The sequence below is a fragment of the Alteromonas gracilis genome, assembly GCF_043642145.1.
Lineage (GTDB): Bacteria > Pseudomonadota > Gammaproteobacteria > Enterobacterales > Alteromonadaceae > Alteromonas > Alteromonas gracilis_B.
Window position 1 is genome coordinate 48670 of sequence record NZ_JBHZRZ010000016.1, and the last position, 17930, is coordinate 66599.

A 17930-nucleotide genomic window follows, 5' to 3' on the forward strand; every position below is an offset into this window, starting at 1 on the left:
ATTACAAGCAAAAGTAATAAGCTAAAAAAGGGCAAAGCGCTGTTATCTCTATTAGATATTTCTCTCTTCCTTTATAAAATGTGCTAACTATTCAATGCTTTATTTAAATGTTTAGTGCATTTAAAAACCTTGTTTATCAATCTGCCCATGTATCAAACATTCTGTTACACTTGGGCAATAATAAAAATTTTAAATGTGCGACCCTTTCTTGATGAGACGTTTCAGTTACCTTTTATTGTTATCGCTTATTATAAGCTTTCCGACTGTGGCATCCCCGCGATTATCAAACCCTGTGTTTCAGTCACTATCAACAAAGAATGGCTTACCACAGGATATCGTTAATGACATTGCAATTAATAAAGATGGCTTCGTGTGGATTGCAACAGAAGGTGGTTTGGCTCGTTGGGATGGTGTTAGCACTAAGCGAATAACCGGGCAAGACAATGCTCTTATTGACGCCTCAGTTTATCGACTGGCTTTGCAGGATACCGATGCACTGTGGTTTAGTGTTTACGGTAGAGGGGTTTATTATCTTGATCTAGCTACACAAGATATCGTGCAAATTAAACCTACACATTACCGCAATATTGAGGGCTTTGTTCAACACGCGGAGACCTTTCATTGGCACACGCCATCACAACTTATTATCGCGCTAAGTGAAGAAATTCAGCAATTTGATACGAATACTAAACAGTTGAGCAGTATTGCAACGCTTCCCACCTCCTTGCTTGAAAGTAATCAAAGTATTCGCGCCGCCATTACCATTGAGGATACACTTCTTGTAGCGACCACTTCGGGGGTATTTACCAAAAGTGTTAATGACAAAAATCAGCCTCTCACTCCCCTAGATTACCTTGGTGAAGTTGAGGAAAATCTCGACAATGCCAATGCGAAGTTCTTGTTATTAGACGATAAAAACAGAGTTTGGATATCTACGGTTCTCGGCGTTTTTGTTGCGTCTAAACAGGACTTTCTCGCTCAAGTGAGAGGTGAAAAAGACAATGTGTTCAAGCAAGTGGTTTCAGACAGAAACGTGTGGACACTGGTGCAATACAAAGACAATGCATTTTGGATGGGTACCAATAAAGGTTTGTTTCAGCTAACGAAAACGGCTGACAGATGGCAATACGAGCATATCTTAGAACCCCATAACGGTTTCACCGAAATATCAGATAAAAAGATTACTGCAATAGCAAAGGACGAGTCAGACAACCTCTGGCTTAGTTCGGTCTACGCTGGCGCACTCTATTTCGGAGTTAAAAGCGCGGATATTTTCACCATACAAAATGATCGTGCTGATGGAAGTAGTTCGCTAACCAGTCATGTTGTGTGGGCGTTTGCAGAAACAGAGCCAAATAAACTTTGGGTTGGTACAGAAAACGGGTTAAATCACTACGATTTTACCACTATGGAGTCGGTGAAGTACCTGTACGAAGAAAGTGAGAAAGCAACAGTTGGTGAAGGTGCCGTAGATAAGATTTTACCAACGTCGAGCGGAAAACTGTTTTTAGACACGTACGACGGTATTCGTATTTTTGACCCAGAAACAGGGGAGGCGAATTACCCGAAAGTAACTGAAGGTGGTGAAGAGTCTATATTTGACGCTTTCGGCGCCGGGATGATGCTTACAAATGCTGGCGACTTGTACTTTATCGGCAATGAAGGCTTTGTGAAATATAATGTTGATACGAAAGTGGTCTCTTATCTTGAGTTAGACCCGCGCGTTTTCGACATAAACTTCTCAATTGGCTTTCTAGGAGAGTCAAAATATCACGGTAATAGACTGTTTTTAGCTACAGAAGGTGGAGTGTGGCTAATTGACCCTGTTACTTTTCAGCACGAACTGGTCTATCGATTCTCTGAGCAGCAGCGCGGAAGGGATCGTTCTATATCGTCTTGGATTATAGACGACACAGGCGTTCTATGGCTTGCCTACAGCGGGGTGGGATTAATTGGCATTGATGCAGATACCTTCGAGCCTCTGTACAATTTAAATGACACCAACATTTTGTTATCAAATATCGTTTATGGCCTGCAAAAAGATGAGTCCGGTAATATTTGGTTTAGTTCTCACAAGGGGCTTCACAAATACGACCCGGCTACAGGGCAAATCAAAAACTTTATTTATGGGCGAGAGCTTAGCGTTTCTGAATTTAATCAGGGTGCTTCATTAAAACTGGATGACGGACGTTTTGCTTATGGTTCGACAAGTGGTGCCGTAGTGTTTTCAGCCTCACAGTTGGAAAGTTTAGACGCTGGAAAGAGCTTGCTGAGTAAACAAACCGCCATTACAGAAGTTTCAGTAGATAATAGGAGCCTTAACCAGCCTCTAAAGAATTTAAGCGGGCATCACTTCGATTTAGATTATGAAGACTATGGTCTAACTATTCACTTTTCATCGCTGGCCATGTCTGGCGTAGGAAAAGTAAAGTATTACTACAAGTTATTAAATGGCGACCGAATTGTTACTGAGGGAATAACTGACGACGCTAAAATAACGTTTGCTAATATTGAGCCAGGTGACTATGTCTTTTCAGTAGCGCCAACGCCGGGGAGTTTCGACTATAATGTACTGCCTGCCGAAATTACGCTTTCAATGCCCTATGCACCATTGCGCTCACCCTTGGCCTACACCATTTACTCAACCCTAATTGTAGGCTTATTTGTAGCGTATTTGCTGTCTCGTCAACGCCAGGTGTTTAGGTTGGAAAAAGCACAGCAACAAGTCACTCTGTTTAGCGATGCATTCAGGCAAACCAGAGACTGGGTATTAATTTTTGACAAAGAGAAGCGATTAGTTGCAGCCAACCCGGCCTTTGAGCACGTTTTCGGACTTAATAACAAAGAGCCGTTACCTAAACAGTTAGCTAGGCTATATTTGCGCTATCCCAATTTAAACAGGCATCTTTCTGGCAAATTGCCAGATATGCAAGGCGGTGATTTTTGGAAAGACGAGGCAGTAATTGATGGCGCTGACGGCAAGCGCTACGACGTGCTTATTGATATAACCGCCGTAAGCGGTGAAAGTAATGCTGCCGATCATTACCTTATCGTTATTTCAGATATTACTGAGCAAAAAAATGCCGAGCGAAAATTACTAAAAATTGCCACGTATGACAGTTTAACTGGACTAGTAAATAGAACGTTGTTGCTCGATAGATTAGAGCATGCCATTGGCCTTGCCCGTCATAATGAACATCGCGTTGCCGTAATGTTTGTTGACCTTGACCGCTTTAAAGGGATAAACGATTCTCTAGGGCATGACTATGGCGACAAATTGTTGCGCATTGTGGCAAACAGAATGCGTAATTTAGTTGCCGAGTCGGGCACAGTAGCACGGTTAGGCGGCGACGAATTTGTTATTGTGATAGAAGAGGTAACGGGCGAAGACGACTTAAGTTCGTTTGTTGCACAAATTATTGAATCGGTAGAGACCCCCATTTCTTTGGCCGAGGAAGTGCTAAGAGTTTCATGCAGTATTGGTGTTGCTTTCTATCCTGAGGATGCGTCTGAACCTGCTGAGTTAATTAAGCAGGCCGACGTGGCCATGTACAGTGCGAAAAAAGATGCACTTTGCGGTTTCACCTATTTTACTAGCGATATGAATGAGCGAGCGAAAACGCGCCTTCAGCTTGAAAACAAAGTGAAGCGCGCTTACTCAGACGGGGGCTTCTTCAATCACTATCAGCCCATCATTGATGCTAGAACTCATTCAACCATAGGCGTAGAGCTTCTGTTGCGTGGAAAGCTAGACGACGAACCTCTTTATCCCGACCAGTTTATTCCGGTACTAGAAGAGCTTAAATATATAATTGAAGTTACCCGACAAGCCATGCGAAGAGCTGCACAAGACCTAGCTTCATGGTACAAGCAGGGCTTTACTGGGTATGTTTCAATAAACTTGTCGGCGCTACATTTTAAAACAGAATTTGACCTAGGCAGCGTACTAACGCTGCTTGAAGAATTCGATTTACCCAAAGAAGCCTTCCGGTTTGAAATAACCGAAGGCGTGTTGATGGATGATAGCGACAACGCACTGCGGCAAATTAAGCGCTTCGTAGGAGAAGGCTTTGTGTTGGCCCTTGATGACTTCGGTACGGGGTATTCATCGCTTAGTTACCTTAAACGCTACCCACTTTCAGTGCTTAAAATAGATAAGAGTTTTGTTAATGAAATGGCACCGGGGAATGCAAATGAAGCGCTTGTTGCTACAACAATAGCGTTAGCAGACAACTTAAATATGAGTTGTGTGGCAGAGGGCGTGGAAACTCAATCGCAGGTGGAAGAACTTATAGAAAAGTCTTGTTATTACCACCAAGGGTACTTTTATGCTAAACCCTGTGATGCTGACGAGGTCACTCCTTTACTGTTTAAATCTTGGAACTAGACTGGGTTATTGGCATTTGTTCTTAACTGATAAGACCATAAAAAATTAAAAGCCAAGTCTATAAGAAAACTAAATTAAACGTCTAACGCCTTGTTATTCGTCGCATAGAATGTAAACGCTTGTTTAAAAAGCTTGTTTTTCAATTAAAAATAGGGCTTATTAGAAGTCTGTGAAATCATTGTAAAAATGAGCTACATTATAACAACATATGAGTGACTTATGCCGCTAGACATGACAGCAAACGCAAATACCACGGAAGTAATAACATCGCCATTAAGTATGTTGTACCACTGGGAACAAAGCCGTGGAAACGACGTATTTCTTACGCAGCCTATAAACGGTGAATATCACGACTTCACCTGGAAGCAGGTAGCCGAACAAGCAAGAAAAGTGGCAGCCCGTTTACGTGAATTCGATTTTCCTAAAGGTAGCCGAATTGGCATTTTTTCAAAAAACTGCGCTGAATGGTTTATCGCAGACCTAGGCATAATGATGGCAGGCCACGTATCGGTACCAATTTTCTCAACGGCAGGGCCAGATACCGTTCAGTACGTTTTAAAACACGCTGACGTACAGCTATTGTTTGTGGGCAAACTGGATAATACCGCTGAGCAAGTCGCTTCAATTCCATCAGAGTATCTAACCGTTGCATTTCCATACCCGAACATTGCGACTAGGCAGCAATGGAAAGAGTTTATGGATATTGCGCCAATCGATGATTCGCCAGTTCCTGATATGGACGATATGATGACGATCATCTACACATCGGGAAGCACAGGTCAGCCAAAAGGGGTGGTTCATAGCTACAATACGGCATGCTGGGCTGCGCGTCGCTCGCTTGACCAGCTTGGTATTAATCAAAACGACCGTACCATGAGCTATCTGCCACTTGCGCATATAACAGAGCGTGTATTGGTAGAGCTTTCAAGTTTCTATAGCGGTGGAAAAATTCACTTTGTTGAAGATTTAACGACATTCCAGCGCGATGTGGGTCACTGTCAGCCAACGTTGTTTATTTCTGTGCCTCGACTGTGGACTAAGTTTCAAATGGGCGTTCTGGCAAAAATGCCGCAAAAGAAACTCGATACATTGCTTAAAATTCCTTTCCTCAACAAAATTGTCGCTAAGAAAATACGCAATGGACTGGGTATCAATAATGCCCGTTTATGGGCCAGCGGCTCAGCGCCTCTAGCGCCAGCAGTCATTGAATGGTTTGCAAAAATTGGTATTTATATCTCAGAAGGTTGGGGTATGACCGAAAACAGTGCGTACGGTACCGGTAGTGTGCCGTTCCGTCATGATAAAATTGGCTGTATTGGCAGACCTTACGACGGCGTAGACATTCGTACCTCTGAAGAGGGCGAAATTCAGGTTAAGTCGCCATGTAATATGCTGGAGTATTACCTTGAGCCAGAAAAGACCGCTGAGGTATTTGCCGAAGATGGTTATTTGCGTACGGGTGATAAAGGCGTTATTGATGCTGATGGCTACGTTAAAATTACAGGTCGTTTGAAAGACATCTTTAAAACGGCCAAAGGTAAGTACGTTACGCCAGCGCCAATCGAAGCTAAATTTATGGAAAACCCAATTGTTGAGCAAGTGTGTGTAACAGGTACTAATTTACCGCAACCTGTCGCGTTACTTGTACTTAGCGAAGAGGCCCAGAAGAAAGACAAAGCGGGCATTGAAGCAAGCCTTAAGAAGACATTCGAAGCCATTAACGCAAAATTGGAAAGTCACCAAGTGATGGACCGCGTAGTAGTGATGAAAAATGAATGGAGTATTGAAAACGACTTGCTCACGCCAACGCTAAAAGTGAAGCGCCACATACTAGAAGAGCGATTCGTTGACATTATTCAAGGCAGTTACAACGATAAGCTTGTTTGGGTTGATGCTTAATTGTTGCAAGGCCATTGAGTAATCGGAAGTTATTACAAGAAAAGCTCTGTCTATGACAGAGCTTTTTTTTTGCTCTCAAGCACCTGTTTGCTAAAACAACATGCTATTTAGCGCTGCTTTTATGTATTTTTAAGCAGGGTAACGCGTGCGTAAACCTTCGTAAACCAAGTCGCTAAACTCTGGCTTGGTTAAGTCTAGTGCGTCCATTACTTCTACTAAGTGTTCGTTATCTTCACGGCCTTCCCATACTTTTACGTAAGTACCTTCTTTATAGCCGTTATCTTGGCGGAAGAAGTTAAGTACGTTTTTTCCAACGTACTGGCGATACAGCTCGTCTGCCGACATTTCACATTGACGTACGATAAACATAAACAGTGGAACGCTGAATCGTTTCGCAGCACATAGGCCTGTCATCAGCTCTAGGTTATCTAATAGTGATTGCTGCGATGCATCGTATTCTTTCCCATCAAACAACACTAACGCATTGCCGCTAGCTAGTTCAGCGGCAATGCTCTTTGCCGATTCAGTAATGTCACCCTTGTATTCAATAATGCAGGCGCTAAGCGCAAAGTGCCAAATATCAACTAACTCCATTTGAAGCTGAGGCAAGTCTTTTTGCTGTGCTTTCCACCATTTCCAACCATGATGTTCAATGGCTTCAACCGACTCAACCATAGCTGCACGTAGGTATCCATAGCCTGCATTTAGCCAGTCTGGGTTAACTTTGGTGTTCATTTTGTCTTGAAGAGAAAGCATGGTGGCGAGTTGTTGCGCGGTTAACATCGTGGCTCCTGACCGTGAAAATACATTGAATTTTTAAAGGGCAAATTGTACTTGAATGACGCTTTATGAGGAACCGCTAATTCGCTTTTCACGCTGTTGTACATGGGGCATTGCAAGCCGCCGACAGGTGCTTGCTTGTGGTGCACTTGCACCAAGGTAAAACTATGACTTATTGGTCATGTTTTTGGGTTTTTTGTAAGGTGTTGAAATTATTGAAATAAAAAGTTGGCACCCAACATGCAAACTACAAATTGTTAACCGTACTACGCAGTAGCGCTAACGTGAATGAGTGCCAGGCAACGCTTATTCACGTTGTTACTGAGTAGACCGTAAACCTTACCCATGCAGATTTTTCGTGTCCTGAGGTCTGTGTGGGTTTTTTTTGCTCAAAATTCAATAAACAACGTCCGTCATTAACATTCAAGAATCGCTCATCGGCAAAGCTGTAGCAAAAGCATCAACGGTAAATCACATCATTAAATACTTGCTTATTTTTATTGTTAAGATCTCACTGTATTGCTATTAAAAAATAGCTGCACGAGTGTCACGGTTGCTGCATGAACGAACAGAAGCTGCCTTTATGGTAGTCAACTATTTCTCCTTTTTGTTCATTTACACTTAGAAAATACACATTTCCTTAACGTAAACCCCAAGAAATCACTTAACTACTGAGCGGATTACGATACACTAAATCATAATGTCGACAGGTGTTTGTACAGTCTTTGTACTTTACCTAAAAGCACGTTCTACAAAGGATTTTTCGATTGCTTGCGCTATATCCCTCTAACAAATTAGAACACTTAAGTTTTTTGCTTACTACGCTTTTGCGTCAGCAACCTTTGGGTGTTTTCACGCCAGAAACGATATTGGTTGAAAGCCCAGGCATGCAGCATTGGGTAAGCATGCAGCTAGCAAATGAACAAGGTGTGGCAATGAATATCGATTATCCATTGCCCGTACGCTTTATGTGGAATACCGCACGTACAGTATTAGGGCACGACAAAGTGCCAAAACAATCGCCTTATCGCCGAGAAGTGCTTACGTGGCGCATTGACAATATTCTTCAAGACGGCTCTCTGATGCAAAGTGAAGCATTTGAGCAAGTGAATAGATATTGGCAAAGTGCGGGCAGCGAACAAGAGCAAGGGCTTCAACGCCTACAGCTTGCTACAGCGCTGGCCGATGTTTACGAGCAATACCTGCTTTACCGACCCGACTGGTTGTTTAAATGGGAAAATAACGAGCGCGCTGTGTTTGATAACATGGAAGTGTGGCAAAGTGAGATTTGGCGAGTGTTAGCGAAACAGCAGCCACTTCATCCTGCGCGCTTGCATCAAATGACACTGGAAGCATTAGAAGCCGGACACGTGCCCAATAACTTGCCAAAGCGTGTAATTGTATTTGCAATAAACACCATGGCACCTCAGCTTATTTCGTTTTTTGATGCCCTTGCTGAGCATATCGATATTCATATTTTTCACCTAAACCCTAGCGTTAATTATTGGGGCGAGGCTAAAAGCAGCAGCGAGCAAGCAAGACTGCTGCGTTTAGAGGGGCTGCATAAGTGGATGGAAAACGATCAGTCTAATCCGTTGTTGGGTAATTTGGGTAAACAGGGAAGAGAGCTTTTCAACCTGTTAACCGAGCTTGATACCTTTGAAATAAGCGCTTTCGATTCACCGGTCTTTGACGATGAAAGTGAAGGTGAGAGCAGTGATGAAGGTGGAAATGATGGCGCTACGGAGCCCAAGCGCGGGCTACTGGACTTCATTCACTACGACATTTTACAAGCCGCTCACCCTCAGCCAATTGCTACACATTTAAAAAGCGCTGATGATAGCGTTACGGTTATGTGCACCCATTCAGCCCTTCGCGAAGTGCAAGTGTTACACGATCACTTGCTACATTGGCTGTCGCAAGATAAAACGCGTACGCCTTCTGACATTCTTGTTATGTGCCCAGCCATAGAAAATTACGCGCCATTCGTTGACGCTGTATTTCACCGCGTTGGAACGAAATCGCTAGCAGGAATTGCACAAGTGCGCCTGCCTTGTACCATTGCTGATAGAAGCCCCATGGACGCAGAGCCACTGATTGCCGCCTTTATGGCGCTTCTGCAATTGCCAGACAGTCGCTTTGGTGTGTCAGACATCTTAGATTACTTACAGCTAGATTCTGTGCAAAAGCGTTTTTCGATATCGCAAGATGACATAGAACAAATGGTGGTGTGGCTTAAACAAGCGCACATTCATTGGGGGCTTAACAGCGCGCATAAAACCGCGGTGTCTGAAGGTGTAAGCTTAGACGATACCTACAGCTGGTGGTGGGGTATCCGCCGCTTGCTCATGGGTATGTTGGCGCCTGACAGTGAACGTATTATTAGCGACATGCTTACCATTCCTGATGTAGAAGGGCAAAACGCGTTAACGTTAGGTAAGCTTATTGAGGTAATAGCGCTACTGGGCGAATTCGCGCAAGAACTGACTATGCCGCGAACGCCAGCGCAATGGTCAAAAGCCTTGATAGCGCTTCGCGACGCATGCTTTATGCCGACGAAAGATCAGCAACAAAGCTGGGATCTTATTGCCAAGGTTGCCGCTGATTTAGCCGCGCGCTGTGAAGAGGCTGAATACGAGCACGAGTTAACTTTGCGACAAGTGCGCGATCTTCTTCTAAATCGTTTCTCTTCACCTGACGCAGGAAACCACTTTATGACGGGGCAAGTCACGGTGTGCTCTATGCTGCCCATGCGTAGTATCCCTTTCAAAAAAGTGTGTATTCTGGGCCTAAATGACAGTGAATTTCCTCGAAAGTCGAGCCCATTGGGTCTTGATTTAATGGCGAATTCTGGCCGTCGTGTGGGCGACCGCTCCAGACGATTAGAAGACAGGTACTTATTTTTAGAAGCCATCATTTCAACTCGTGAAAGCTTGTACTTAAGCTATCAAGGAAATGATGTGACCAATAATAGTGAGCGTCAGCCAAGCTTAGTACTGGCTGAGTTCATGGATATGCTTGAAAACAGCTACAACGTGGCATTGTCTACCTATAGCGTGTACGCGCCACTTCACCCCTTCAGTGAAGAGGGCTTTGCCGGTTTACTGCCAAGCTATGAAACCGGTTGGCTACGGCTTGCTTACGCACTCCAACAAACGAAAGCATCTGCAAAGCATACTTCGGCGTTAAACCCGGCAACAGATATAGAATCGCTTAGCGAGGGCAAAGCCGAAAACCAAACGGAACAAAGCACACAAGACAAAGCCAATAAAGCAACGCTGGGTTACGCCAGTGCAAGCAAGACTAATGCAAAAGCAGGCGCAATAGCGGGTAACCAAGCAGACGAGCAGCCTGAAGCGCTTAGCGTAGAAGAGCTACGTCTATCAGGTGCCCAAATTGCGCGCGCATTTAGAGATCCATTAGAGCATTTCTCTGTTCAGCGGCTTGGCGTTAATTTGTCTCAGTCGTTCACGTTGCTTGAAAATAGCGAGCCGTTTGAAACTAATGCGTTACTTCGATATAAGGTAGTCGACGCCATATTTTCATCGCCTGAGCGCAATGTATCAAATGACACTAATGTTTTAAGTGAAGAAGACCAAGCAGATACAAATGCACTTAGCTACAGTGAAAAAATTATCACGCACGCAGTATTACGCGGCGATATTCCTAATAACCCTGTTGCGAAAGAAGAACTGGACATGTGGAAGGAAGGCGCGTTGGCATTAAGTCAGGCCATGGGCCCCCACGACGCAGAGCCTAAAAAAGCCCATTTCACAGGGAAATACATAACCTTTACCGCGACAGCCCTAGAGGGGAGTGACGCGCTACTTGAATTGTGCGCTGGAAAAGTAGATACCAACCGCACATTAGGTTTTTTCATTTCACAATTAGTGTTTTCAAGCAGCGAAGAAGTTACGCCTTATAGCCGTTATCCACTCGACGTTTATTCGTGCGCTTGGGAGAAAGGCGAAACTATTTTGAAGAAGCGCCGGTTTAATGCCTTTGAACGCGACTCGGCTATTCAGCTACTGCTATTTATTGAGCAGCTTTACATGGCGTTATACACATCGCCAACGCCATTTTATTCAAGCCTTTTTGATACCTTCATTCCGGGCACGAGAAAATCCGAAAGCCAGCCGATTGCTGCGGCATTTAAGCCAGAAAAATTCAGCAATATCTTACAAGCGTTATTGAATTATTCTGGGAGCCTTGCTGAAACTGACAGCACTATTAAAGGCCAAGTACGTCAGGCTATTGATGAAATTTGCCCTTTTGACGATGACGATGTTAGCAAGACAACCGATGCAACAGACGGTACACAGCAGCTGATAGGGCAGGCTGCTGCATTGTTTGACACCGTTGAGTTACAGCGTGCAATTACCGATTGGCAGCAAAGCTCAGGGCCTTTTAGCGCTGATATGGTGAATCATCCTTACCTTAACTGGTTGTTCCCACAAGGGGTAGAGTGGCGAGATATGCCACATTTATGTGCGTTTGTTTTATACGCTATGGTCAATAATGTTTCTCAAGAGGAGAAGTTATGAGCGTTAACACCCCATCCTCTGAAAACATGGCGAAACTGCTTGATGTAGTGGCAATGCCGCTCAAAGGGCGCCATCTTATTGAAGCCAGCGCAGGCACGGGGAAGACGTTTAATATTACTCGATTGTATTTGCGACTGCTGCTAGAAAAAAAGCTCACAGTAAAAGAAATTTTGGTGATGACGTTCACTAAAGCCGCTACCGAGGAAATAAAAGGGCGTATTGCTAAAACGCTGCGAGAGGCCACACAAATTTGGCAGCACGCCAAAGACAACGGTGATGAAATTGCAAGCGATTGCGACCCCGTTTACCAACACTTATTTAACAAGTGTGATTGCGACGAGAGCTTAGCATTGCTAAAAGCCGCCCAGCTTGAACTTGATGAAGCATCTGTATTTACCATTCACGGTTTTTGCCAGCATGTTATTACCCAGCTAGCATTTAACAGTGGCTTTGCTATGTCGCTTAACTTAGGTAACGACACCAGCGACCTTTACCTTCAAGCAGCCGAAGACTACATTCGCAAAGTAAGTAAAAACGAGAGCGACTTTTTGCTGTTAGCAGAGTCAGGGTGGCATGTGCCTGAAAAACTGCTGTACGAGTTCAATGCCAGCATTAGAAGTACGCTAACGCCAATTATGCTTAGCGAAGACGATATTGAAGAGGCATTTAATCGTCAGCTTGATGCCACGCCAGAAACGTCATTGTCTTTTGTAAAAAGCCTTTTGCAAGCCGTGGAAGATAACGAAGGGCTGCTGGTAGAACAGCTCATCAAAACACCCGCACACAAAAAAGAAAGGCCGCAGGAGTTAGCTGCGCTTAAAAGCTGGTTAAGTCATTGTGCTACAGGTAATCAGTACATGTTGCCGCCGCCAGAGGCACTTAAGTTTCTTGATGGTAAACGCTTTGCTAGAAATACGTCGGGTGTGAAAGATATTCTTAATCCCATCAAAGACTTCGTGAAGGCGCTTAATAAAGCGGTAGAAGACAAAGAGAAGGCATTAGCTAAGGTACCCGTATTTAATCTAGTCGTTGACGCTATCTCATTTATTAAATCGCGAGTAGAAAAGCAGAAAAAACAGCTGGGTGTTATCGATTTCGACGACCTTATTCGCATGTTAGCCGATGAGGTGGTAAAGCCAAACAATACCTTGGTTCCAGAGCTTCGCAATAAGTTTCCTGTCGCTCTTATAGATGAATTTCAAGATACCGACGCAAAGCAATATGCCATTTTAGACGCGGTTTATCCGAATGCTGCGAGTGAGCACGATACCTTTGAGGCAGACAGCGCACTATTGATGATTGGCGACCCGAAACAAGCGATTTACCGCTTTCGCGGCGGAGATATTTTCACCTACTTAAAGGCAGGCCGCCAGGCCGACTATCGCTGGGTAATGAACACGAATTGGCGCTCGGTTGAAGGCATGGTAAAGGCCTATAACCGCCTTTTTTATGGTGCGCCAGTGGCTTCCAATAAACCAGCCGACGTGTTTGGTTTTGACATTCACTACAACCCTGTTGAATTTACTCCCAAAGCCGCAGCGGCTAAAACACCGCTTGTCGACCCTGAAGTTAACCGCAGTGCCATGAACTATGTGAGCATGAGCTTAGAAGATAAGGAAAATGCCAACATTATGCGCCGGAAAATGGCGCAGTGGATAGCACAAGAAATATATCGCTTGTTAAACGAGGCGCACTTTTTAACGCAACACGGTAAACATGAGCGTGTAAAGCCCCAAGATATCGCAATATTGGTTAAAGACAGAACCGAAGCAGGAGCCATTAAAAACGTGTTGCAGCAAAAGGGGCTAGCTTGTGTTTACCTTAGCGATCGCAGTAACTTGTTTGCCAGTGTTGAAGCAAAAGACGTGCTTAGGCTACTCAATGGCATCTGGCACGCGAATGACACCAGCAAGGTAGCCTCTAGCTTAGCGTCACCGCTTTGGGGCTATAGCCCGCAAACGCTGATTGAACTGCTGTACCACGAAGACGATGCACAATGGGATGCGGCACTCGACAAGGTGCTGGCTTTGCGCGATATGTGGTTGCAAAAGGGCTGTATGAGCGTGCTATTGCATCTAATGCAGTCTAGTTACCAGCCAAATGGTGATAGCGTAGAAAGGGCGTTGACGAACTATCAACACCTTGCTGAAGTGCTAGAGAAGGCAAGTACCACTCATCAGCGGCCTGAGCAGCTGTTAGACTGGCTCAACAAACAAATTCATAAACCAGAAAGTGACGAAGAACTTACGTTACGTCTTGAAAGCGACAGTGAACTCATTCGACTTATCACGCAGCACGGCTCGAAAGGGCTTGAGTATCCTATAGTATTTGTTCCCTATGCCACAGGGTATAGGGATGCTTCGAAAAACGGTAAGTCGACGGCGCAGATCTTCACTTACTACGATGAAGACAAACAAGACCTGCAAATGCAGTTAGGCCAAACACCGCAAGCGGTAGCAAGGGTTCGACGTGAGAGCGAAGCTGAAGACATGCGTCTTGCCTACGTTGCGGTTACTCGCGCGGCACATCGCTGCTATATGGGCATTATTCCGCTAGATAACAATGAGAAAAGTGCATTGGCGCGTGCTATGGGTGTTGGGGCGGGCCCAAGCGCCCTAGGTGCTGCAAAAGGTGCTGAAAAAAATATTAACGCCGACTGTGGCGATAACGATAAAAGCGGCGAATGCGACTGGGCTATGGCACTAAACCATGTCGCTGATGAAGAGGCATCGCACGCAAGCCATATCGATGGCGATGAGATTGGAGAGAAGTACACAGGCTTTAGCCAAAAAGACGTGCTACCTGAGCTAACTGCGCTGCAATTTACTGGAACCGCAAGCGAGGAGTGGCGGCTTTACTCTTTCTCGGCTATGAGCCGATTAACGACTGTTGGTTCGTCAAAAAGTACTGAAATAGAGAAGTTAGACCCAAATACCCAAAATGTTCAGAGTGTTCCGGTACTACAAACCATGCGTGATGAAGAAGTGTATGCAACTGATGCGTTAAATGCTTTTGAACGCGAGGGTGAAGTTTTGAGTACCGGCAGTGCCAATCTGGACCTTTCATCTTCTGAAGCACACGAAAACACGGTAGATAAACATCACTTGCGCTTTACCTTAGAAAAAGGGGCGAGCGCCGGTAACTTGCTGCACGATATTTTAGAACATAGCGATTTTAGTGCACCAGAGTGGGAAGAAACGGGCAAAGAGCTGGTAGCCCGATTTGGGCTAGATGAAGTGCGCACGCCGCTGCTTTACGAGTGGCTTGAGGAAACGCTTCAAACGCCTTTGTACCCTAATATGCGGCTAAGCATGAGCGATTTGCCTCTAGAGCAAACGCTGCGCGAAGCTGAGTTCTATTTTCCAATGAACGACACGCAATGGGCGCAGCTTCGTACCGTTCTCGCTGACCATCGCCAAGCGGTAGCGCGTGAACTGCAAGCGCAAGCCGAGGAAGCCCCCCAGCTTATTGCGTCGCAGCTACAAGGCATGATGCACGGTTTTATCGATTTAATTTTCGAGCATGAGGGCCAATATTTTGTAGCAGACTACAAGTCGACATGGCTTGGCGATAGTCTTGCCAACTACGCGCCATCGGCGCTGTTTACTAATAACCAGCATCACCTTTACGACTTGCAGTATTTAATTTATTGCTTGGCGCTACACCGTTACTTGGGAAATACGCTTCCAAATTATGATCCAGACCTTCACTTTGGCGGTGTGTACTACCTTTATTTGCGTGGTATGCATCCTGAAAATGAACGCGGTGAAGGGGTGTTTTATACGCAAATTGAGTCACAATTACTTTATCGATTAGACGTCATTTTTGGGAGTAAAGAGCCTCTAAATAAAGAACTTTTAAATAAAGAACTTGGGGATAAAGCGCCCGGCTCAGCAAGTAAAGATCAGCCTTCATCGATTTCAAATCAACAAGATGGTGACTTGCCTAGTCAGTTGCCTTCAGGTCAGCAGCAATTCAGTTTCGACGACGAGTAGGGAAAAATATGACTAATAAGCAACATTCGGTGTCGTCGTTCTTTGAACAATTATTTGGTATTGAAGCAATCGATAAGTTCATAGCCAAGGAGTTTGGTTTTGTTTCTGAATTATCAGAAGATGACGCCTTGGTTTGGGCAGGTCTGCTTGTGTATTTGTCTTACATGCAGCGCAATGGCCATAGCTGTATATATTTAAAAGACATAGCGGGCACAGTGCTTTTTAACGAACCAACCGCCGTGCAAGGTGGCGATAATCAAAATGGTGAGGTAATTGAAGTAGAAGCGTCTGATGCTGTTGCCTTGCGTATGCAAAATGAATTAAGCAGCAGTGCGCAACTGTTACAACGTGGACAAGACGAAAACCAAAACAGTTCGCCGAAAAAAGGCTTTAACGTACCTGAACTCACGCCTTTAATTAAAATTGTAAAAAGCGCACTTGAGAATGAGCAGAACGCTCAGCTGTTTGTATACGAGAACGGCAAACTATACAGCCGCCGCTACTATGAATTCGAGCAGGAAGTGGCGAAAAGCGTGGTAGATCGCACAGCGCTTACACGATTAGATGAACAAGCTAGCGAAAACGTGAAAGCACTGTGGCCAGCCATTTTCCCAACAGAAACGACTAACGAGCAAGACTGGCAACAAATAGCAGTGGCAAAAAGCTTAATGCAGCGGTTCTGTGTGATAAACGGCGGGCCCGGAACAGGTAAAACTTATACCGTACTGCGTTTACTGCTGGCGCTACAAGCATGCGATGAAGCATTAAACATAGTGTTAGCAGCGCCTACAGGTAAAGCGCAGCAGCGCATGACTGAGTCGATTATGGGCAGCATTGAAGGGCTTCGCGGAAAAGTGGACGATGACGCACTCAACCGCGTGCCTACAGATGCGGTAACCCTTCACCGTTTGCTGGGCTTACGTGAACATGGTGTCTCAACTAAATTCCACCAACACAACACGCTAAATGCAGACGTGCTTATTGTGGATGAGGCCAGTATGGTCGATTTAGCATTAATGACACGAATTGTAAGGGCGTTGCCTTCTCATGCCCGCCTGTATTTTATAGGTGATGCCGACCAGCTTCCAGCGGTGGAACTTGGCAACGTGTTAGAACAATTGGTAGATGACGAGCCGTCGCTTCCCACTAGCCAGGAGCTTGCTAATGGAGTGATAAAGACAGCGCCAGACTTAAATAATAATCTTAGCGATGCGCTGTCCCTTGGTGCCGTGCCATCTGAATTACGCCAGTACATCGCTACCTTGTGCCCTCATTTGCCGTTACTTTCTGTTAATGAGCAAGCAAAAAGCTATGTGGCAACGCTACAAGCACCGCAGCGTTTTAAGGGGCAGGTGGCCGAAGTAGCCACAGCAATTCAGCGAGGTGATGCTGCTGGTGCGCTTAAGGCTATTTCTGCTAATACAAATTCAGCAGGTGAAGCAAGCGAACCAAGCAAATCGAATACTCAGCGCAGTGCGTATTTGCAGTCAGGAGTGCATCTGTTTCCAGAAAGCCAAGTAACCACTCGAGAATTGCAGCAGCTTGCCAAAGAAAGCTTTTTGCCAATATTTGATGCGACTAGCGCAAAAGAAGCGCTAGAGCGTTTAAATTACGTTCGCTGGCTCACTCCTGTGCGCAAAGGCGTGATGGGCGTTGAAGGCCTAAACAATCTTGTGTTCGATGCAATTAAACACAAGATAAGGCGCAGAGAAGGGCAGTTCTATCAAGGTCAGCCGATTATGATTGTTAAAAATCACCATCCTCAGCGACTATCAAACGGTGAGGTAGGCGTAATTTGGCCGGATCAGCACGGAAAACTTTACGCGTGGTTCTTTGAAGAGCAGAAAAACGCGCGAAAAAACATACAGCATGAAAATCAGCATGCTAACCAAAACATCGGGCTTCGCTGCATTTCTCTTTCACGGGTTCCGCAGTTTGAAACTGTTTACGCCATGACAATTCATAAATCACAGGGCTCTGAATTTAAGCACGTGGTGCTTATTTTACCGCAGCCTGAAAGCGACAACGCGGCCAACCTGTTTCATAGAGGGCTAGTATATACAGGCCTAACCCGAGCAAAAGATGGCTGTTTGATCATTGCAAATAACGGCACGTTCAGTGGCATGGTATCGAAAGTAGACAAGCGCTATTCAGGCTTATCCGAAGCAATCAATCGCTATAAAACAGACACCTCTACCACCGAATAGCCCCACCAAGAAATTGGGGTCAGAGTACATTTTCTAAAAAAGTACTCTGACCCTGAGGTATCCCCACAAATAATATAGTGATATTAGGCAGATAAAAAAAGATGGAACATTCATGACG

6 protein-coding genes are annotated in these 17930 nt (G+C 44.9%); 5 read left to right on the forward strand and 1 reads right to left on the reverse strand.

Annotated features, from left to right (window positions below; translation table 11 throughout):
• The first annotated feature begins 211 nt into the window (after positions 1-211).
• Together ACHUFN_RS19255 and ACHUFN_RS19260 are read left to right on the forward strand one after the other, a co-directional pair.
• Entirely contained in the window at positions 212-4387 is a 4176-nt protein-coding gene (locus tag ACHUFN_RS19255) for an EAL domain-containing protein (protein WP_394224359.1), read from the forward strand.
• A 219-nt stretch (positions 4388-4606) separates the two neighbouring features.
• Positions 4607-6286, forward strand: a complete 1680-nt coding sequence (locus ACHUFN_RS19260) for an AMP-binding protein (RefSeq protein ID WP_394224360.1) — start codon at positions 4607-4609, stop codon at positions 6284-6286.
• 129 nt (positions 6287-6415) lie between these two features.
• Here the strand turns inward: ACHUFN_RS19260 and ACHUFN_RS19265 are convergent, their stop codons facing one another.
• Positions 6416-7069: a dUTP diphosphatase gene (locus ACHUFN_RS19265; protein WP_394224361.1), complete on the reverse strand. Its 654-nt coding sequence runs from the start codon at positions 7067-7069 to the stop codon at positions 6416-6418.
• Positions 7070-7833: 764 nt separating this feature from the next.
• Here ACHUFN_RS19265 and recC point away from each other — a divergent pair.
• Genes recC through recD form a run of 3 tightly spaced genes read left to right on the forward strand, consistent with a single transcriptional unit; the run spans position 7834 to position 17812 of the window.
• A complete protein-coding gene (gene recC / locus ACHUFN_RS19270) occupies positions 7834-11610 on the forward strand; it encodes an exodeoxyribonuclease V subunit gamma (RefSeq protein ID WP_394224362.1) in 3777 nt (1258 codons plus the stop codon).
• Entirely contained in the window at positions 11607-15605 is a 3999-nt protein-coding gene (recB, locus tag ACHUFN_RS19275) for an exodeoxyribonuclease V subunit beta (protein ID WP_394224363.1), read from the forward strand. The genes recC and recB overlap by 4 nt, the downstream gene beginning before the upstream one ends.
• An 8-nt stretch (positions 15606-15613) precedes the next feature.
• Positions 15614-17812: an exodeoxyribonuclease V subunit alpha gene (gene recD / locus ACHUFN_RS19280; protein ID WP_394224364.1), complete on the forward strand. Its 2199-nt coding sequence runs from the start codon at positions 15614-15616 to the stop codon at positions 17810-17812.
• Positions 17813-17930: the final 118 nt, after the last annotated feature.

Coding starts and splice junctions, on each gene's coding strand:
- ACHUFN_RS19255 (WP_394224359.1), top strand. CDS start 212: ATGAGACGTTTCAGTTACCTTTTATTGTTATCGCTTATTATAAGCTTT.
- recD (WP_394224364.1), top strand. CDS start 15,614: ATGACTAATAAGCAACATTCGGTGTCGTCGTTCTTTGAACAATTATTT.
- ACHUFN_RS19260 (WP_394224360.1), top strand. CDS start 4,607: ATGCCGCTAGACATGACAGCAAACGCAAATACCACGGAAGTAATAACA.
- ACHUFN_RS19265 (WP_394224361.1), bottom strand. CDS start 7,069: ATGTTAACCGCGCAACAACTCGCCACCATGCTTTCTCTTCAAGACAAA.
- recB (WP_394224363.1), top strand. CDS start 11,607: ATGAGCGTTAACACCCCATCCTCTGAAAACATGGCGAAACTGCTTGAT.